Below are 17908 nucleotides of genomic sequence, written 5' to 3'. Positions count from 1 at the left end.
ATTTAACATTTAGACCTTTGGCCGTTTAACCTAACCTTAACAAAAATGTTAAAATTATGAAGAAGACAGCGCCGCAAGCTTGGCGTGAAGTTCCTGAACCTTGCTTTTGGTAGTTTCCAAATCCACGTTTACGATACAAAAATGAGCCAAATCCACTTTTTGGGCATCCTCCATCTGATTTTTCATCCGCTCCATAACCTGCTTTTGTGTTGCTCCATCCCGTTCCATCACCCGTTGCAGCCGTAAATCAAATGGAGCTGTCACCAACACAATATAATCATATTGGTCTTGGGACTGGTTTTCAAATATCAATGCAGTTTCCTGAATTACATACGGCTCATCGTACTTTAATGACCAATCCAAAAAGTGATTCCTAACAGCGGGGTGCACAATACCATTAAGTTGTTCCAGTAATTTTGGGTCTTTAAAAACCTTTTCAGCTATGTATGCCCTATTTAATAGATTTCCTTCATAAGCCCCATCACCTAGAAGACCCATGATTTTACCCCTAAGCTCATCTGAGGTGGACATCAGTCGTTTGGCCTCCAAATCCGAGTCATAAACTGGAACCCCCAAATCTTTGAACATTTGTGCAATGGTGCTTTTTCCGCTCCCTATACCTCCAGTAAGTCCTACAATTTTCATGGTTGTTGTTCCAATATAAAATTGACTCTTGCCTCTTGCAACCTAACATCGTACACATTTTCAGGGCTCTTGGTTTTTTTGAGGAACAATACGGTTCTTTCGGCTCCATTCAATTGTGCATAATCTGCGGTCACCTCGAAATCCGATAACGAAATTTCCTTTAATCGTTCCACAGTGGCCTTGCAAAGTACCGTTACCGAGCTGGGAAAGGTTTTGATTTGGTATCCTTCAGGCAAATTTATCACCCGAACGGGCACTTCAAAAACCTTTTCTGAAAACCGCACCACTTTTCCTGAAACATTGACCCTCCCCACTGAAAAAATGGTATTGTCCATCCCTTTTGGAAAAATCAGTGACATTTCTCTTGAAAAATCCGTTGACAAATTGGTCAATTGTAAGGGGGCGGTCCGAATGCTTCGCAGTGTGTCTATTTCATTTTTTGGGCCTTTTACCACAACATGGTCTGGCGAAACATCCAATTTCCCATCCAAAATATGGTTTTGCTCAAATTGCATGTCCAGACTTGGCACCACGGGAATTTCTTTTGAGGCCACTTGATAAAGATCAACCTCTAATTGATTGCGATCTATTTCCAAGAGTGATATGTTCTGTGACAATTGCTGATCTATTTGCTTTTTTAGGGCATCTTCGGTCAATACATATTTCCCATTCAAGTATACCGCCTTCGACACATCAACATCTATCCGCTTCCTGAAAAAATTAAAATACAGGAACTGAAAACCGCTGGTTCTCAGCTTGGCTTCAACAGTACTTTCAGAATTTTTTCCCAATAAAAGTGTATCCGGTAGATTTCTGTAATTAATTGCAAAATTGGCTCTGGATTCGTAGGATTCAGACAAATTACTCAAAAACCAAGCTAGAAAAGAGCACAACAAAAACAGTGAAAAAACCTTCACTTTTCTTTGATTGAGGCCGTGCAATAGCTTTTTGAACACTTCTATTTTTTCTTAAAAAACAGCTTGGGAAACAGTTCCTCCGGTTCCCTATTACTAAAAGTAAGCAAGATTGTGGACTTGAAAAAACCTATTCCATACCCCGTAAACTGTGTCAATGCCGCAAATAGGGCCAAAAAGGCCACTTTTAAGTTCCGATTCTTGAGCAATGCATCAACAAACAGCAGTAAAAAATAAAAACCGTACAATACCAATGGAAGGTAAATCCCAAACAATCCGAGTATGACAGAAATGCTCAGACCAAGCATAAAAAAAGTGGGGAACCAATACGTAGGGCGGGCCGTGCCCGGATGCCATAGGTTTAAAATAGGCCGTACCATTCCAAACTTATTCACTTGGATGTAAAACTTATTCCAATCTATTCGCCTTTTATGGTAAACGTGGGCCTTTGGAAACAATCGGGAATCAAATCCTGCCTTCCAAATTCGAAAGGTCAAATCTGGGTCTTCCCCAGGGTGAATACGTCCAAATCCACCCGCTTTTTCAAAGGCTTCCTTGGATATTCCCATATTAAAACTGCGTGGCTGAAACTTTCCAACGGACTTTTTCCCTCCCCGAATCCCTCCCGTGGTAAAAAAAGAGGTCATCACATAATTGATGGCCTTTTGAACCGTGGTGAACGATTGATCGGCAGCATCGGGTCCGCCAAAACAGTGCACAAATTCCCTTTGGAGTTCCTTGTCCACTTCAGAAAGGTATTGCTCTGGCAAAATACAATCCGAATCCAAAATGATATAGTAATTCCCTTTCGCCTTTTGCATGCCAAAGTTTCGGGAATCCCCTGGCCCTGAGTTTGGTTTGTAGTAATACGAAATCTGGAGCTTATCCTGAAAGGTCTTAACTACTTCTTCCGAACTCTCCGAAGAACCATCTTCCACGATGACCACCTCAAAATCCTTCCGAAAAGTTTGTCTGGAAAGACTTTCCAACAGTTCCTGAATTTCATCAGGTCTATTGTATACGGGAACAATTATGGAAACGAATGTGTTCATGAAAAGTATGGAATGTCAGTTCGAGCGCAGTCGAGAACGCCTAAAAAATCCTGAATATGTGCTACACATCTCGACTGCGCTCGATGTGACCATCGAAAACTTCTTTGGTATAGGTCAGTTATTTGGTAAATTCATCGATTACCTCTTGACTTACCCCTGTATTGGAGAACCCACCATCATGGAACAGGTTCTGCATGGTTACTTTTTTGGTCAGATCAGAAAACAGACTCACGGTGTAATTGGCACAATCATCTGCCGAAGCATTCCCTAAAGGCGACATTTTTTCGGCATAGTTGATAAAACCATCAAACCCTTTTACGCCTTGTCCAGCTGTAGTTGGTGTTGGGGATTGTGAAATGGTGTTTACCCTTACTTTTTTCTCTTTCCCGAAGAAATAGCCAAAACTTCTGGCCACCGATTCCAAATACGCTTTGTTATCGGCCATATCGTTATAATCTGGGAATGTACGTTGGGCCGCCATATAGGTAAGAGCTACAATACTGCCCCATTCGTTCATGGCATCGGCTTTATATAGGCTCTGCATTACTTTATGAAAGGAAAGTGCGGAAACGTCCCAACCCTTTGCCGTAAAATCATAGTTCTCATCAGTATAATGCTTTCCTTTACGCACGTTCACGGACATTCCTATGGAATGAAGAACAAAATCCAATTTTCCGCCCAAGATTTCAGTGGCTTTTTCAACAAGGTTGTTCAAATCCTCTTCGTTGGTGGCATCGGCTGGGATAATTTCTGAATTGGTTTTTGCAGCCAATTCCTTTATCTGTCCCATTCGCATGGCAATGGGTGCATTGGTCAGCACAAAGGTACCTCCCTCTTCATGAACTCGTTCTGCGGTTTTCCAAGCAATTGAATTTTCATCCAAAGCTCCAAAAATGATTCCTCTTTTTCCTTTTAAAAGATTGTACGCCATATGTATTTTGCTATTGTTGGTTCTGTGGCAAAGATATTTATTCTATTTTGAAGTTCTCCGCTTTTTGCCCAAATGTGTTCTGTTTGCATTTCTATTGCAACAATTGCCGTGCATGGGCCAAAGCAGATTCTGACAATGACTTCCCTCCCAACATTTCTGCAAGTTCGGTAATGCGCTCATCGGTGCTCAGCTTTTTCATTTGGGTACTTGTGCCTCCCTCCTGCTCTTCCTTGAACACTTTAAACTGATGTTGTCCTTTTGAAGCCACTTGTGGCAAATGCGTTATGGAGAATACTTGCATGGTCTTGCTCATCCGTTGCATGATCTCGCCCATTTTGTTGGAAATCTCCCCCGAAACTCCAGTGTCAATTTCATCAAACATCATGGTAGGCAATTGTTCGTATGCAGCCAAAATGGACTTTATGGTGAGCATGATTCGGGAAAGTTCACCTCCGGAAGCTACCTTCTTCAGCTCTCCATAATTGGACCCCTTGTTGGCGGAGAACAAAAACACCAAGTCGTCCTTCCCGTGCATCTTAAATACATTGGTTTGATTTACTTCAATCTTGAAGCTGGCCGAAGGCATGCCCAATGCCGACAGGTTTTCCTGTAGCATATCTTTTAGTTTTGGAATGACCGATTTCCTAGCCTTGCTGATTTTGTCCGCCCAAGCATCCACTTCTTTGGTGATTTGTTGAACTTCAGCTCGTTTGGCTTCAATCTTTGATTCAATATTGGCAACCGCCTCCACTTTTACCGACAATTCCTCCCGAATCGCAATAAGCTCATCCACAGAAGCTACGTGATGCTTTTTTTGCAAATCGTACAATTGCTGTAATTGTCCATTAACGGTTTCCAATCGCTCTGGATTTGCCTCAACGGCATCTTTCATAGTTTCCAGTTCCGAGGCAATATCATCGGTTTCAATAAAAACGGATTGCACCCTATCGTTCAAGGATGCATATGCCGAACCAAAACCCGAAAGGTTTTGGAATGTTCGCTTTAAATCTGCCAATCGACCCAAAATGCCCAATTGTTCTTCATTCAACAACTGGTATCCTGCAGCCAATTGTTCCATGATCTGCTCTACATTGTTCAACTGCTCATATTCATCCTCCAGTTCTTCCTGCATACCAGCCCGCAACTTGGCTTCTTCCAATTCTTTCAACAAAAAACTGTTGTAATCGTGTTCTTTATCGGCATTGGATTGAAAATTGACCAATTCCTGTAATTCCCTCGATACTTTGGCGTGTTGGGCCAAATGGGTTTTGTAGTGCTTCAGGTTTTCTGAATTATCCGCAAGAGCATCGATGACCTTTAATTGAAAGTCGTTCTCGGTCAAACGAAGGGTCTGGTGCTGGGAATGTACATCTACCAACTGCTCTCCCAAGGTCTTGAGCACATCCAAGGTTACCGGGGTATCATTGACAAAGGCCCTGGATTTTCCACTGGGCAGTATTTCCCGACGCAAAATGGTATTATCCTCGTAATCCAGGTCGTTTTCTGCAAAAAACGGTTTTAGATTGTATTTGGAGATATCAAATTCAGCTTCTATCACACATTTTTGCTCGGTGTTCTTGAGCGATGTTAAATCTGCCCGTTTGCCCAATACCAAGGAAAGACCGCCCAACAATATGGATTTCCCTGCCCCTGTTTCTCCCGTAATTGTGGTAAATCCACTGGAAAAAGTCACATTGACATCGTCAATAAGCGCATAATTTTGGATGGAAAGATTTGCTAGCAATTTGGATAATTTTCCCCGTAAAGATAAATGTCTTTGGAGAACTTAGCTAGTAATTTATTTGGTTCCAAGTATTGGAATAAAATGGGGCCACTTTGTTCAGGGTTTCCTTGAGTTTTACAATATCCACCTTGGGGCCGTCGGAAAAGATGTTTTGGATTTCCTCAGATTTGGCATCAAAGAAAGTTTGAATCAAAAAAGCATTGGGACGTCTTTTGATAAGGGTCTCGAACAACCGAAGGCTTCCAGCAATGACCTGTTTCCCCGTACTATTATTATCGGCTAGAATATCCAAGCCCTTGCGGTGGTAATTATACATGGCGATGCGATATTCCCTAAAAGAATTGCTCAAAAGGTTGTCCACCAACTCAAAGCGGGTACGCTCACCGGTTTCTTGGCTCCATCCACTATAGTTGGATCCCTGTGCTTGTGTCACAATATTTTGGGCCGTTCTATAAAAATCATTGCCCCCTTCCAAAGAAAAGGTATCGGCATCCAAGCCCAAAACAAGGTATACATAATACGATATGACTCCTACCAGATTGGAGTCGAACAGATTGGGATTGTACACCAAGGGCTGAAATTCTTGGTATTGGAAATTGAAAGCATCATCCTTGTAATTAAACACAGAACTCTCATAGGAAGTGTTGAACACGGGACGGGAAGACTGTATTTGGATATTGGCCTCAAAACGGTCCGATTCGTATTGTGTTACGGTAATGAACATTCGGGCATTGACCTTCTCGTTTTCACGATAGACCCTATTGGTCCATTTGGTATTGTTTACAAAATCGTTCAGTGAACGTTCCAATGTCTTAAATATCTGTTGATTGGTCTGCCCTACTTGATCAGAATTTACGGTGACCTGACAATTGAGTTCCTGCGCGTGAACCGCAAATGAAACTATTAAAAATAGGCTGAACAATAGAATGTTACGCATGGATTCGTGCAATGATTTCTTCCCAAATATCCGAGGCCACTTCGGGCTTCGTCTTCAATCCAAACGTTTTTATCTGCAAATTCTTATCAATGAAGGTGATTTTGTTGGTGGCGCTTCCAAAACCTGCGCCATCATCCTTAAGTGAATTGAGCACTATGCCATCCAAGTTTTTACGCTGTAGCTTGCCTTTGGCATTTTCCAGTTCGTTCTGGGTTTCCAACGCAAATCCAACCAAAAACTGATGGGCCTTGCTTTCTCCCAATGACAAAAGGATGTCAGGGTTACGTTCAAGTGCTATGGTAAGACCACCATCTTCTTTTTTGATTTTTTCCTTGGCTACTTGCTTGGGGCGATAATCGGCTACGGCTGCGGCACATATGGCAATATCCGTAGTTGGGTAATGGGCATGGCACGCATCGTACATTTCTTGGGCCGATGTAACCCTTACCAATTTAATGGAGGTATGTTCTATGGACAATCCCGTGGGTCCGGATACCAAAATAACTTCTGCCCCCAAATCTGCCGCCTTTTTGGCGAGTTCAAAACCCATAGTGCCCGAAGAACGATTGCCTAAAAATCGGACAGGGTCTATGGCTTCATGGGTTGGACCTGCTGTAATAAGTACTTTTTTGCCTTTCAAGGGTAATCCTTCAACCAAATGGTCCTGAAGAAATTGAACAATGTTTTCAGGTTCTGCCATGCGACCCTCACCATGCAATCCGCTGGCCAATTCGCCAGATTCGGCTGGGATTAGATTATTACCGAATGACGTTAATTTTTCTATGGAAGCTTTGGTAGTGGGGTGCTGATACATGTCCAAATCCATGGCCGGAGCAAAATAGATGGGACATTTTGCAGATAGATAAGTAGCCATAAGAAGGTTATCGCATACCCCGTTTGCCATTTTGGAAAGGGTATTGGCCGTTGCAGGCGCTATGAGCATAATGTCTGCCCATAGACCGAGTTCCACATGGTTGTTCCATGAAATGCTACCGTCCTCCTCGTTGATGAAATCGGTTAGTACGGGATTCTTGGAAAGTGTGCTTAAGGTTAACGGGGAAACAAAAGAGCCGGCACTCTGGGTCATCACTATTTTAACCTGGGCACCAGCTTTTATCAATAACCTGACTAGAAATGTAGTCTTATAGGCGGCGATTCCCCCGGTAATACCTAAAAGGATGTTCTTACCGCCCAACATATTCTAGGCGTCTTTCTCTGTGTTTCTGTAGTAGATTTTATCTTCCAACCACTCCAATACAGCCAAGGCATGGGGCTTTGGCAATTTTTCGTAGAACTTGGAGACCTCAATTTGCTCCTTGTTCTCGAAAACCTCTTCCAAACTATCGCTATAGGTAGCAAACTCTTCCAGCTTTTCCAACAATTCCTTTTTTATTTCAGAATTGATTTGGATGGCACGTTTGGAAGCGATGGAAATGGCTTCATAGATGTTCTCCGTCTTTTGATCGAACTCGTTTCTGTTCAATGTAACTGTAGAGACCGGAGCTTTTGTATTTTTCAAATCTTGCATATGCAACTGTTTTAAAAAACTTGTTATTTGGAATCGGAAATGGTGTTAAATGCACTCAATTCCTTTTGGATTCTATCGGACAAATCGTCCGCTTTCTTTTTAAACTGTGTTTCGGGGTAATAACGTAATAGGTTATTGTAGGAGTCCAGAGCTTCCTGCAATCGCTCTTTCTTCTTGCTGTCAACACTGTTCATGGCCAAAGTGGTTGTGGCCTCTATACGGTAGTACAACGCTTCTTCCCTATATATTGAGCCTGGATTGTCCGATACAAAATTGTCCAATGCAGTAATGGCAGATACCAAAATAGTATAATCCCATCCACCCAATTTATTGAATTGTTTGGCAATCTCTATTTGCTTTTTCTCTTTCTTGGAGGTCAACTCCTTTGCCATGGTATTGGCCTCATCAAAATATTCCGATTCTGGATATGTGTTGATGAAGGTCTGCAATTTTGCCAAGGCCTTGTCTGTGTCTGTTTGGTCCAAAGAATAGGATGGTGAAAGCATGTAGTAGCTTTTGGCCCCTAAAAAACCTGCCTCTTGAATCTTGTCGCTCTGTGGATAAGATTTAAGGAAGCGTTCAAACTGATATCCTGCCAAATAATAATCCTCATTTTTGAAATAGCAATTGGCAAAGAAGAACATTACCCGCTCTCCTTGGGGTCTGCCCACATATTTTGGAGCTATCTGTTCAAACAACCGAATGGCTCTTTTGTAGTCGCCTTCTTCATAGAGTTTTTCGGCCATATCATATTTAGCCTTTACTTCCTCATTTTTAAGCACCTTTTGGTACTCACTGCAGGAAGCAAGAAAAACCATGGCAAACAATACAGGGAGAATGTACCTCATTTTCAAAAACATTTTGCAAAATTAGTGATAATGAACGGATTTAAAAAAAGAATTTAAAATCCAAAAGTAATAGGTACAACTACCATTCCCCAAGGTTTTGGGCAACTTTTAACGAAATTTAGGCATGAGCCGTATCCATTGCCTTCAAAAAAGCGCCAATTCTATTCTTGAGGGAGGGTGTGGCGTCTACCAAAGGTAGGCGTACAGTGGACTTACATAGGCCAAGACTTTCAAAAACACTTTTTATGCCTGCTGGGTTACCTTCTTCAAAAATAAGTTGCATCAATGGCAACAACTTATGGTGGATTTGATAAGCTTCATCAACATTTTCCTCCAATCCTAAGTTCATCATCTTTGAAAAATGACCAGGCAGTCCCTGTCCCAATACGGATATGACCCCGGAACCTCCCGCCAAAACGGTGGGCAATGCGGTGAAATCGTCTCCTGAAATCACCATAAATCCTTCGGGCTTTTCCTTGATGATTTTATCGATTTGAACCATATCCCCGCTAGCTTCTTTAATGGCAACAATATTAGGGACATCGTGGGCCAATCTTAGGGTTGTCTCTGCAAGCATGTTACTACCAGTCCTAGAAGGGACATTATACAAAATGATTGGTTTTGGGGAAGCTTTTGCAATAAACTTGAAATGTTGATAGATGCCTTCTTGCGTTGGTTTGTTGTAATAAGGTGAAACGGAAAGTATTGCATCAAAGTCCGATAGGTCCAAAGTGTTTAATTCTTCGGCCACGGCAGCCGTGTTGTTTCCTCCAACACCCAATACCAAAGGTAATCTTCCTGCATTGGTGCGCACAACCACATCCATGGCCAAAAGTTTATCGGCTTTGGACAACGTGGCAGACTCTCCCGTGGTACCCATGACCACCAAGTAATCCACTCCACCTTGAATGTTATGTTCCACAATCCTTTCCAAGGCGTTAACATCTACCGAAAAATCCTCTGTAAAGGGGGTTACCAAAGCAACTCCCGTTCCTACCAATTGTTCCATTACAGTTCTTTTAAAACCTTCAAGTATTTCTTTAATTCACTTTTAAACAACTCAAAGTCTTTCAGTGGCGTACTCAAGATCAAATCATTGACCTTTAAGTCTTGGGTGCCCAACCCTACTTTTAAGCGGGCCTTGGCCCTAACCGATAAAAGTTTCATCAAAAGATTGTCCTCTTCGTAATAGTTAATGAGCATATCATATTCCCTGCCCAAAAACTCAAGCACATATCCATTTCCTATTTGTCCTTTCCACCCAAGGTCTCTATCCGAGAACATCTGAATGGCATAAGGTGAACTTTTATCGTACTCTCTCTTATAACCAATGATTTTTATGGCATTGGGTTTAAGGGAAAAATCACCAATCAACTCATAAAATGCCTCTGCTTTCTGAAAATTATCGGTATCAACAATACAACCTATACTGGTGATCCCCTTCTCTCTGTTCACAGGCACGGGAGGCTTTTCCATTTCCTCCTTCAAATATTTGAGCCCTGATTTAACTTTAAATTTATCTTGGAGACCCCTTATAAACATAATTTTATGCATTTTTACAAAGGTAAATATTCTACCAAGATTACTTGACAAAGATACAGACGTGAGCGTTTTAAAATTAAAACAATTTGTTATATTTATAACGATGGGTTTTTTGTTTTCCTGTAAACAGGAGACTCAACAACTATCCTCAATCCAAGGACAACAGATTCCCATTGATGCTTCCCTCCATGAAGTAGATTCCATTGTTTCCTTTGTTGAACCATACAGGACCCGCATAAACCAAGTGCTGGACAGTGCCCTGGCTTACGCTCCAAAACCTTTTCTATTGGATGATGGCAAGCGCAATACTTCCATGGGAAATTTAATGGCTGATATTGTTTTGGAGGAAGCCACTCCTATTTTTAAATCCAGAACGGGAAACGACCTCGACTTTGTTGTACTCAATTACGGAGGTGTCCGGTCTATAATTTCCGAAGGAAGCGTAAGTGCCCGAAATGCATATGAGGTCATGCCTTTTGAAAATCGCATTGCCATTGTAGAAATGAGCGGTTCTGCGGTTCGGGAACTCATCACTTTTTTGGTCAACGCCACCCGAAGACATCCCATTGCGGGTATGCAGATTGTCTTGGATAAAAAAGGTGGTTTGGAATCTGTGGACATTCAAGGAAAACCCTTTGACGAAACCCGAACCTATTTTGTGGGGACTTCGGATTACCTGGTGCAGGGTGGACCCAGCATTGGATTTTTTAAGGACACTATTTCCACTTCTGATATTGATTACCTTTTGCGAAATGCAATCATTGATCATTTCAAGAAGGTAGATACACTCAATGCTATTGTTGATGATCGATTTATTCAATTGGATTAAATGAAACGAAGGGATTTTTTAATAAACACAGCGGCAGTGACAACCTTGGCTGGCATGGGCGGTATAAGCCTCAATTCCTGCTCCAATTTTGGAAGTAAGCAGATCACCATATTGCACACCAATGATGTACATAGTCATATTGACCCTTTCCCAAACTCGCACTCCCAATATCCAAATTTGGGTGGGGTGGCCCGTAGAGCAGCTTTAGTGGAGCAAATTAGAAATGAGAATCCAAATACACTGCTTTTTGACGCAGGCGACATTTTCCAAGGTACCCCCTACTTCAACTTTTATGGCGGAGAACTGGAATTCAAACTGATGAGTAAACTAAAGTACGATGCCGCCACAATCGGCAACCATGATTTTGACAATGGCGTGGACGGTTTGTTGGCTCAAATGCCCTATGCTTCGTTTGAAATGCTCTCGGCCAACTATGATTTTTCCAACACGGTACTGGACGGCTATGTGAAGCCCTTCAAAACCTATGTGGTGGATGAAATTAAAATCGGTGTATATGGACTCGGTATTGCTTTGGATGGACTTGTGACCAAACGTCTGTACAAAGAAACCCAATATTTAAATCCGTTTGAAATCGCTCTGGATATAGAACGTCAACTAAAGGAAGAGGAACGATGTGACCTGATCATTTGCTTGTCCCACTTGGGATACGATTATGAAAATCCTCAACGCCCTTCTGATACGCAGCTGGCGCAACGCACCTATCACACCAATTTGATTATTGGGGGGCACACCCATACTTTTTTGGAAAAGCCCGATGTCCGCACCAACCAAAATGGCGACTCCGTTTTGGTGAATCAAGTAGGATGCTATGGGCTGAATGTGGGTCGAATCGATTTTTATTTTGATGCCGCCAAAAAAACTACAACACAAGGAGTAAGCATTTCCGTTTAGGTTTCCAATGTCTAATTGGCAATAAACAATGATCAATAGATCATGTTCAATGAACAATACCGTCCTCATGCAATTGATAGTTGGGCTTGGACTTCAATTTACAAGGCCATGACCCGGATGAAAACGACTATTTATCCGATGAACTGCTTCTTTTCAATTCAATAAGCACTTTTAACCGAAAAAGTGAAACAAAGGTTTTGTTTTTTGTTAAATTTTTAACATTTTAGAGGATTCACACAAACCATTTTATATGAAAGAAAAGATTTTTACCCCACACCCCAAACATCTACCTCTATCCCTACTCTTTAGCTTTCTTCTGATCTCATCTATTTCATGGGCCCAAAGCCAACAGTCCCTCCCAGGACCTATTAGTGAGTTGACCATGAACAGCAATGGCGAAATTGCCTGTGAAATCCATGCGGCAGATGCTGCAGCGGCAGCCCATCACAGTATTGGCAAAGCACGCTCAGGACTCATAGTGAACGGAAACCAAAAATCTGCTTCAAACACTAAAAAAGCACCAACCGGAGCTACCATTTTTGTAGATTACTACAATTTTGATCCCTCACTACCCATTGAAGATTTTATAATTGCAGCCACAGCGTTTCAATCTGCAGTGGATGCATGGGCCAGTCTATTGTCTTCTGATGTGCCAATTTATGTTGCCGCTGTTTTTCAACCTTTGGATGAAGGTGTTTTAGGCTCCGCTGGACCCACCAGTGTTTTTGCCAATGCCCCCGGATTGGAAAGAAATACCTGGTATGGCGATGCCTTGGCCGACAAGCTTTCAGGGGAGGATTTAAATCCTACTAGTTATGACATCGTGGCCAATTTCAGTACGGTTTTCCCAAACTGGTATTACGGCACCGATGGAAATACCCCTGCTGGCATGTACGACTTTAAGTCTGTAGTATTACACGAACTTGGACATGGTTTAGGCTTCTTCGGCTCCCTATTTGTTGACAATGAAACGGGTATCGGAGATTATGGATTTGGCATTCCCAATCCCGTTTTCCCTGCCATTTATGATCGATTGGCCCATTCAGCTGATGGGAAGTCTATTTTGAAGGAAAACAAATACGGTAATTTTACCACAGCGTTGGGGGATGTGCTCCTTTCTGGCCCTCTGACTGCCAAAGGACCCCGAATCAAAGGAACTACCCAAGGTAAAGGTGCCCAAGTGTTCACCATATTGGATTCTGATATTTTAGGCGGTGAAATTCCAGGTCTTACCGATATTTGGTTGCCCGGCTCAAGCTATTCGCATTTGGATTATTTCACCTACGCCGGTGGACCCAACGGACTCATGGTTCCATTTTTGTCCACAGGAGCCTCTTTTGATAATCCCGGTCCCATTGTTCTTTCCATTTTTGATGACATGGGTTGGAACGGTAAGGTGAATCGTGAAGTTATGGAAAACCCCAATGCCCAGGATGATGAAGGTGATGACCCTTTAGCCGGAGCTGACAATGTAGTTGCCGTGTATCCCAATCCCTTCTCAAGCAACATAAATGTTAGTTTACTAGAAGGACGATCTATCAAAAAAGCAATTCTTACCGATGGCGGCGGATACAAATACAATGTTCCCAAAGGGAAAATCAGCGGAGGACAGCAGATCACCCTGGATTTATCCAACGCAAAAGGCCCCTCTGGACTTTACTTTCTTCAATTGACTTATGATGACAATTCTAGTGAAGTTGTAAAATTGTTCAAACAATAATCACAAAGTGATACTTGTCAAAGTAATATGGAAATGCCGGCTAAATGCCGGCATTTTTCATTGAAGATTGGTCTCCACCAAAAGTTTAAGTTCTTCCTCCAAACCATAGTTGGGAAAAGACTTACCTGCTTGACTGTACCAGTATTTAGCATTCCAGTCATCTCCTTCCTTTCTATGCAGGTACGCATGGATCCAACTGCCCATAGGGGTATGTAGGTCCTGGGCAATATCATGTGAAGCCTCCCAGTCGCCACGGGCATCATACCACAAAGCCTGAAGGGGTAAGGGCCATGCCGATGAAGGTTTGGCTTCTTCCAAAGTTTTTTGAAATGATGGGAAGTTTTCAGGGATCATGCACTCACTTTTTCCATAAACTCCTGTTCCGAAATGATGGGCACGCCCAAACTCTCCGCCTTGGTTTTCTTGCTGGGGCCCATATTGTCGCCCGCCACTACAAAACTGGTCTTGGATGAAATGGATGAGGCCACCTTGCCCCCATTGTCCTCAATGAGTTTCTTGAGGTCGTCCCGACTGATGCTTTCAAAAACGCCGGACACTACAAAAGTTTGCCCCTTCAATTTGTCGGTTTGATTTTCCAATTGTTCTTCAGATAGTGAGAACTGTAATCCATAAGATTTCAAACGGTCTACAAGTTCCACATTGGAGGAATCTGCAAAAAAACGAATCACACTTTCAGCAATCCGCTCCCCTATCTCATCTACAGCGATCAATTCCTCTTGGGTGGCCACCATCAACGCATCGATGTTTTTATAGGCCTTGGCCAATTTTTTGGCAACGGTCTCCCCAACATATCTAATTCCCAAAGCAAACAAAACCCTTTCAAAAGGGATGCTTTTTGATGCCGCCACACCATTGACCAAATTTTCAGCAGATTTTTCCGCCATTCTTTCCAAAGGCATCACCTGTTCCTTGGTCAGGGTGTATAAATCAGCATAATTGGCAATCAGTCCTTCCTTGAACAACAATTCCACCGTTTCGCTGCCCATGCCTTCAATATCCATAGCCTTTCGGGATATAAAATGTTGTATTCGACCTGTAATCTGGGGAGGACAACCCGTGTCATTGGGACAGAAGTGCTGGGCCTCCCCTTCTTTCCGAATGAGTTCCGTGCCACATTCTGGGCAATGGGTAATATATTCTGTAGGTTTTGAGTCGGTAGAACGCTTCGTAAAATCCACCGCAATAATCTTGGGGATGATTTCCCCTCCTTTTTCCACAAAAACGGTGTCCCCTTCGCGCACATCCAGCTTGGCAATCTGGTCCGCATTGTGCAGGGAAGCCCGTTTTACCGTTGTACCAGCCAACAATACAGGTTCCAGATTGGCCACTGGGGTAATGGCTCCGGTGCGCCCTACTTGGTAGGTGATTTCATTGAGTACGGTGGATACCTGTTCCGCCTTAAATTTATAGGCCATAGCCCACCGGGGGGACTTTGCCGTATACCCCAATTCTTCTTGATGTTGGATGCCGTTCACCTTTATCACCACCCCATCGGTTTCGTAGGGCAGGCTATGACGATGGGTGTCCCAATAATCCACAAACTCCATTACCTCTTGAGTGGACTTGCACAACTTGGCCACGGTGGGCACCTTAAACCCCCATTGCCTTGCTTTTTCCAGCACTTCAAATTGGGTCTTGATGCCCAAATTATTTCCAGTAATGCTATACAACAGACACTCCAAAGGACGCTGGGCCACCAAGGCACTGTCTTGCAGTTTAAGGCTTCCCGATGCTGTGTTCCTTGGGTTCATGTAGGGGTCTTCACCCGCTTCGATACGTTCTTGGTTCATCTTGGCGAAACCTTCGAGAGTGAGAATGATCTCGCCGCGGATGTCAAATTTTTGAGGGTAGTCCCCTTTTAATTGTAAAGGAACCGATTTGATGGTCTTGATGTTGGTGGTTACCTCATCACCTTGAAAGCCATCGCCACGGGTAACCGCCCGCACTAATTGCCCATCTTCATAGGTAAGGCTTATGGAAGCGCCATCATATTTCAGCTCACAGGTGAATTCTACCTGTACATCACCCAAAATACGTTGGATGCGTTTTTCCCAATCCTCCAAATCTTCCTTGGAATACGAATTGTCCAACGAATACATCCGATGTTCATGCACCACGGTCTCAAAGTTCTTGGTCACCGCTCCCCCAACCCGCAATGATGGTGATGTTGGGTCATGGAATTCGGGATGTTGTTCTTCCAGTTTTTGGAGTTCCTTGAGTTTCATATCAAACTCAAAATCCGAAATGGAAGGTTGGTCCAACACGTAATATTTGTAATTATGCTCCCGGAGTTCTTCCCGAAGGGATGTTATTTTTTGTTCGATGCTGCTCATCTGCTATATCTGATCTTTTTTAATCCATTTTGGGGTTGCCATTGGTTGGTACGATCTCATTTGGCCCAGAAGTCCTTCTGAAGTTGTATCCACCAAAAGCATATCCCTATTTTCTTGTTTCAATAGTCCTGCGACCACCATGCCATCCAGAAATTCCAACAGTTTGTCATAATATCCATTGATATTTAAAATCCCGATAGGCTTGGTGTGCAGGCCCAATTGTCCCCAGGTTACCATCTCGAACAATTCTTCAAGGGTACCAAATCCACCGGGCAGGGCAATAGTGCCTTCGGAAAGTTCGTGCATTTTCATTTTCCGTTCCTGCATGCTGTCCACCACAATCAATTCGGTAATCCTATCATGGAAAATTTCCTTGGAACGTAGGAAATCGGGAATCACCCCAATAACCTGTCCATGATGGTCCAATGCCCCGTTGGCCACCTGTCCCATCAGGCCTACTTTGGCACCACCATACACCAGGGTGATATTTTCATGGGCCAATAATGTACCCAATGCATACGACTCACGGACAATGGCCGTATCATTACCGTTACTGCTACCGCAAAAAACTGAAATACTTTTCATGGATTGGGATTCGCCTTGATCATCCTATCATTGCCAAAGATGTCTTTTCGGAGTTCAATTTCCGAAAAATTATGGGCTTTCAAAAGGGACTGGCTCTCTGCTCCCAAATATTGATTGATTTCCAAGTACAAACCTCCATTTTTGCTCAGGTTTCTATTGGCAAAATGGGCAATGGCCCTATAAAACAGCAAAGGGTCTTCATCCGAAACAAATAGTGCCAAATGCGGTTCGTGGTCGACTACGTTTTTCTTTATCTCCTTTTTTTCCAACTCCCTGACATAAGGTGGATTGGAAACGATGATATCAAATTCAAGTTCAAGTTCAAGTTCAAAATTAAGAATGCTGTGTTTTAAAAAGATAATCTCCACGGTGTTGGCTTTGGCATTCTTCTTTGCTACATTGAGGGCCCTCTCTGAAATATCCAAAGCATAGACCTTTGCATTGGGAATATTTTTGGCAAGTGAAATGGCAATACAACCGGTTCCTGTTCCGATATCCAGGATTCTTATTTCTGATGTCCGATGTTCGATTTCTGATTTCTGATTTTCCACATCATCCATAATCCATTGCACCAATTCTTCGGTTTCGGGTCGGGGAATGAGAACATCTTCATTGACGGCAAACTCCATGTCCATGAAATGGGTCGTGCCCAAAATATACTGCAGGGGTCGTTCTTGCTTCAGTTGTGTCAAAGCTTCAAACAGGGGCTGTTCTTCTTCCTTGGCCACCGTAGTCTTGGGTCGAACAACCAGAACAAAGCGCTCCAATCCCAGATAATGTTCTATACATCGGTAGAAGAATGCATCCACTTCCTCTTTGGGATAAATACCATCCAATTCCTTATGAAAAATGGTCTTGATTTCTTGGAGCAGCATTACAGTTTTTTTAGCATCCAGACCGGGCAAGAATAATGCCCTGTATTGCCCATAGGGGCATCAATATACTCGAAACCGCTGCGTTGGTAAAGTTTTTGGGCCGATTCCATATAGGGCATGGTTTCCAAATAGCATGCCTCAAAACCATACATCTTGGCCTTATCCAGGCATACGTTGATCATCTGCACGCCTAGTCCCTTCCCCCTAGCCTCTTCCAAAAAGTACATTTTTTGAAGTTCGCACACATTTCCATCGTAGTTCTCCAAAAGCGCAATTCCTGCACAACCAATGATGTGGCCATCATACTCCACAACAAAGTAGGTAGCCCTGGGCACATCATAGGCGGCATACATATCATCCAAAGCCTTATCGGCATACGCAGTACCCACTTTGGGCACCCCCATATCCTCCAAAACCTTGCGAACTACTTGGGCAACCTGAGCGTTATCTTCCGGAGTAATCTCACGGATTACCGCATCCTTCATATTGTGT

The 17908-nt window shown here is 43.0% G+C and carries 19 protein-coding genes; 3 read left to right on the top strand and 16 right to left on the bottom strand.

Going from position 1 to position 17908, the window contains the following annotated elements:
• Nucleotides 1–54 precede the first annotated feature (54 nt).
• The 11 genes from coaE to ACP14V_RS06950 form a co-directional block, all read right to left on the bottom strand.
• Nucleotides 55–645: a dephospho-CoA kinase gene (gene coaE / locus ACP14V_RS07000; protein WP_272609919.1), complete on the bottom strand. Its 591-nt coding sequence runs from the start codon at nucleotides 643–645 to the stop codon at nucleotides 55–57.
• Nucleotides 642–1514: a CdaR family protein gene (locus tag ACP14V_RS06995; protein WP_272609918.1), complete on the bottom strand. Its 873-nt coding sequence runs from the start codon at nucleotides 1512–1514 to the stop codon at nucleotides 642–644. The genes coaE and ACP14V_RS06995 overlap by 4 nt, the downstream gene beginning before the upstream one ends.
• An 89-nt stretch (nucleotides 1515–1603) precedes the next feature.
• Entirely contained in the window at nucleotides 1604–2611 is a 1008-nt protein-coding gene (locus tag ACP14V_RS06990; protein WP_272609917.1) for a glycosyltransferase, read from the bottom strand.
• Between the two features lie 118 nt (nucleotides 2612–2729).
• The gene (locus ACP14V_RS06985; protein ID WP_136566252.1) at nucleotides 2730–3542 is read right to left on the bottom strand and encodes an enoyl-ACP reductase FabI; all 813 of its coding nucleotides are present in this window, start codon (nucleotides 3540–3542) and stop codon (nucleotides 2730–2732) included.
• 91 nt (nucleotides 3543–3633) lie between these two features.
• On the bottom strand, nucleotides 3634–5286 hold the full coding sequence (gene recN, locus ACP14V_RS06980; RefSeq protein ID WP_272609916.1) for a DNA repair protein RecN: 1653 nt from the start codon (nucleotides 5284–5286) through the stop codon (nucleotides 3634–3636).
• A 46-nt stretch (nucleotides 5287–5332) separates the two neighbouring features.
• Complete coding sequence (locus ACP14V_RS06975) at nucleotides 5333–6223, bottom strand: DUF4835 family protein (protein ID WP_272609915.1); 891 nt, start codon at nucleotides 6221–6223, stop codon at nucleotides 5333–5335.
• Nucleotides 6216–7421, bottom strand: coding sequence for a bifunctional phosphopantothenoylcysteine decarboxylase/phosphopantothenate--cysteine ligase CoaBC (coaBC, locus tag ACP14V_RS06970; RefSeq protein ID WP_272609914.1), 1206 nt, complete (start codon nucleotides 7419–7421; stop codon nucleotides 6216–6218). Before coaBC ends, ACP14V_RS06975 begins: the two co-directional genes overlap by 8 nt.
• Before the next feature lie 3 nt (nucleotides 7422–7424).
• Nucleotides 7425–7751 carry a DNA-directed RNA polymerase subunit omega gene (locus ACP14V_RS06965; protein ID WP_272609913.1) on the bottom strand — a complete coding sequence of 109 codons (327 nt, stop codon included), beginning with the start codon at nucleotides 7749–7751 and terminating at the stop codon, nucleotides 7425–7427.
• 23 nt (nucleotides 7752–7774) lie between these two features.
• A complete protein-coding gene (locus ACP14V_RS06960; protein WP_136566247.1) occupies nucleotides 7775–8611 on the bottom strand; it encodes an outer membrane protein assembly factor BamD in 837 nt (278 codons plus the stop codon).
• 106 nt (nucleotides 8612–8717) lie between these two features.
• A complete protein-coding gene (gene dapA / locus ACP14V_RS06955) occupies nucleotides 8718–9608 on the bottom strand; it encodes a 4-hydroxy-tetrahydrodipicolinate synthase (RefSeq protein ID WP_272609912.1) in 891 nt (296 codons plus the stop codon).
• Nucleotides 9608–10141, bottom strand: a complete 534-nt coding sequence (locus ACP14V_RS06950; RefSeq protein WP_272609911.1) for a DUF6913 domain-containing protein — start codon at nucleotides 10139–10141, stop codon at nucleotides 9608–9610. The genes dapA and ACP14V_RS06950 overlap by 1 nt, the downstream gene beginning before the upstream one ends.
• 103 nt (nucleotides 10142–10244) lie before the next feature.
• Between ACP14V_RS06950 and ACP14V_RS06945 the strand changes: the two genes are divergently transcribed.
• The 3 genes from ACP14V_RS06945 (at nucleotide 10245) to ACP14V_RS06935 (ending at nucleotide 13602) form a co-directional block, all read left to right on the top strand.
• Complete coding sequence (locus tag ACP14V_RS06945) at nucleotides 10245–10970, top strand: 5'-nucleotidase C-terminal domain-containing protein (protein WP_201741846.1); 726 nt, start codon at nucleotides 10245–10247, stop codon at nucleotides 10968–10970.
• Nucleotides 10971–11882, top strand: a complete 912-nt coding sequence (locus ACP14V_RS06940; RefSeq protein ID WP_272609910.1) for a metallophosphatase — start codon at nucleotides 10971–10973, stop codon at nucleotides 11880–11882. It abuts the gene before it with no gap.
• Between the two features lie 250 nt (nucleotides 11883–12132).
• Nucleotides 12133–13602: a hypothetical protein gene (locus tag ACP14V_RS06935; protein WP_272609909.1), complete on the top strand. Its 1470-nt coding sequence runs from the start codon at nucleotides 12133–12135 to the stop codon at nucleotides 13600–13602.
• Nucleotides 13603–13659: 57 nt separating this feature from the next.
• Here ACP14V_RS06935 and ACP14V_RS06930 read toward each other — a convergent pair whose 3' ends face one another.
• Genes ACP14V_RS06930 through ACP14V_RS06910 form a run of 5 tightly spaced genes read right to left on the bottom strand, consistent with a single transcriptional unit; the run spans nucleotide 13660 to nucleotide 17901 of the window.
• Nucleotides 13660–13956, bottom strand: coding sequence for a hypothetical protein (locus ACP14V_RS06930; protein WP_136566242.1), 297 nt, complete (start codon nucleotides 13954–13956; stop codon nucleotides 13660–13662).
• The gene (ligA, locus tag ACP14V_RS06925) at nucleotides 13953–15956 is read right to left on the bottom strand and encodes an NAD-dependent DNA ligase LigA (RefSeq protein WP_272609908.1); all 2004 of its coding nucleotides are present in this window, start codon (nucleotides 15954–15956) and stop codon (nucleotides 13953–13955) included. The genes ACP14V_RS06930 and ligA overlap by 4 nt, the downstream gene beginning before the upstream one ends.
• A gap of 3 nt (nucleotides 15957–15959) precedes the next feature.
• Nucleotides 15960–16541: a TIGR00730 family Rossman fold protein gene (locus tag ACP14V_RS06920; protein WP_272609907.1), complete on the bottom strand. Its 582-nt coding sequence runs from the start codon at nucleotides 16539–16541 to the stop codon at nucleotides 15960–15962.
• A complete protein-coding gene (gene prmC, locus ACP14V_RS06915; protein ID WP_272609906.1) occupies nucleotides 16538–17416 on the bottom strand; it encodes a peptide chain release factor N(5)-glutamine methyltransferase in 879 nt (292 codons plus the stop codon). The genes ACP14V_RS06920 and prmC overlap by 4 nt, the downstream gene beginning before the upstream one ends.
• Nucleotides 17416–17901, bottom strand: coding sequence for a GNAT family N-acetyltransferase (locus ACP14V_RS06910; protein ID WP_272609905.1), 486 nt, complete (start codon nucleotides 17899–17901; stop codon nucleotides 17416–17418). Before ACP14V_RS06910 ends, prmC begins: the two co-directional genes overlap by 1 nt.
• Between the last annotated feature and the right edge of the window lie 7 nt (nucleotides 17902–17908).

Source organism: Flagellimonas alvinocaridis, assembly GCF_965248585.1.
Classification (GTDB): Bacteria; Bacteroidota; Bacteroidia; order Flavobacteriales; family Flavobacteriaceae; genus Flagellimonas; species Flagellimonas alvinocaridis.
Note: the sequence above shows the minus strand (reverse complement) of the source record. Positions and strands in the feature narration are given on the sequence as shown.

Excerpts from the sequence above, each read along its gene's own strand:
- ACP14V_RS06940 (WP_272609910.1), top strand. The coding sequence starts at position 10,971 with ATGAAACGAAGGGATTTTTTAATAAACACAGCGGCAGTGACAACCTTG.
- ligA (WP_272609908.1), bottom strand. The coding sequence starts at position 15,956 with ATGAGCAGCATCGAACAAAAAATAACATCCCTTCGGGAAGAACTCCGG.
- ACP14V_RS06990 (WP_272609917.1), bottom strand. The coding sequence starts at position 2,611 with ATGAACACATTCGTTTCCATAATTGTTCCCGTATACAATAGACCTGAT.
- coaBC (WP_272609914.1), bottom strand. The coding sequence starts at position 7,421 with ATGTTGGGCGGTAAGAACATCCTTTTAGGTATTACCGGGGGAATCGCC.
- dapA (WP_272609912.1), bottom strand. The coding sequence starts at position 9,608 with ATGGAACAATTGGTAGGAACGGGAGTTGCTTTGGTAACCCCCTTTACA.
- ACP14V_RS06935 (WP_272609909.1), top strand. The coding sequence starts at position 12,133 with ATGAAAGAAAAGATTTTTACCCCACACCCCAAACATCTACCTCTATCC.
- ACP14V_RS06930 (WP_136566242.1), bottom strand. The coding sequence starts at position 13,956 with ATGATCCCTGAAAACTTCCCATCATTTCAAAAAACTTTGGAAGAAGCC.
- ACP14V_RS06945 (WP_201741846.1), top strand. The coding sequence starts at position 10,245 with ATGGGTTTTTTGTTTTCCTGTAAACAGGAGACTCAACAACTATCCTCA.
- ACP14V_RS06975 (WP_272609915.1), bottom strand. The coding sequence starts at position 6,223 with ATGCGTAACATTCTATTGTTCAGCCTATTTTTAATAGTTTCATTTGCG.
- ACP14V_RS06950 (WP_272609911.1), bottom strand. The coding sequence starts at position 10,141 with ATGTTTATAAGGGGTCTCCAAGATAAATTTAAAGTTAAATCAGGGCTC.
- ACP14V_RS06960 (WP_136566247.1), bottom strand. The coding sequence starts at position 8,611 with ATGTTTTTGAAAATGAGGTACATTCTCCCTGTATTGTTTGCCATGGTT.
- prmC (WP_272609906.1), bottom strand. The coding sequence starts at position 17,416 with ATGCTGCTCCAAGAAATCAAGACCATTTTTCATAAGGAATTGGATGGT.
- ACP14V_RS06965 (WP_272609913.1), bottom strand. The coding sequence starts at position 7,751 with ATGCAAGATTTGAAAAATACAAAAGCTCCGGTCTCTACAGTTACATTG.
- ACP14V_RS06920 (WP_272609907.1), bottom strand. The coding sequence starts at position 16,541 with ATGAAAAGTATTTCAGTTTTTTGCGGTAGCAGTAACGGTAATGATACG.
- ACP14V_RS06910 (WP_272609905.1), bottom strand. The coding sequence starts at position 17,901 with ATGAAGGATGCGGTAATCCGTGAGATTACTCCGGAAGATAACGCTCAG.
- coaE (WP_272609919.1), bottom strand. The coding sequence starts at position 645 with ATGAAAATTGTAGGACTTACTGGAGGTATAGGGAGCGGAAAAAGCACC.
- ACP14V_RS06985 (WP_136566252.1), bottom strand. The coding sequence starts at position 3,542 with ATGGCGTACAATCTTTTAAAAGGAAAAAGAGGAATCATTTTTGGAGCT.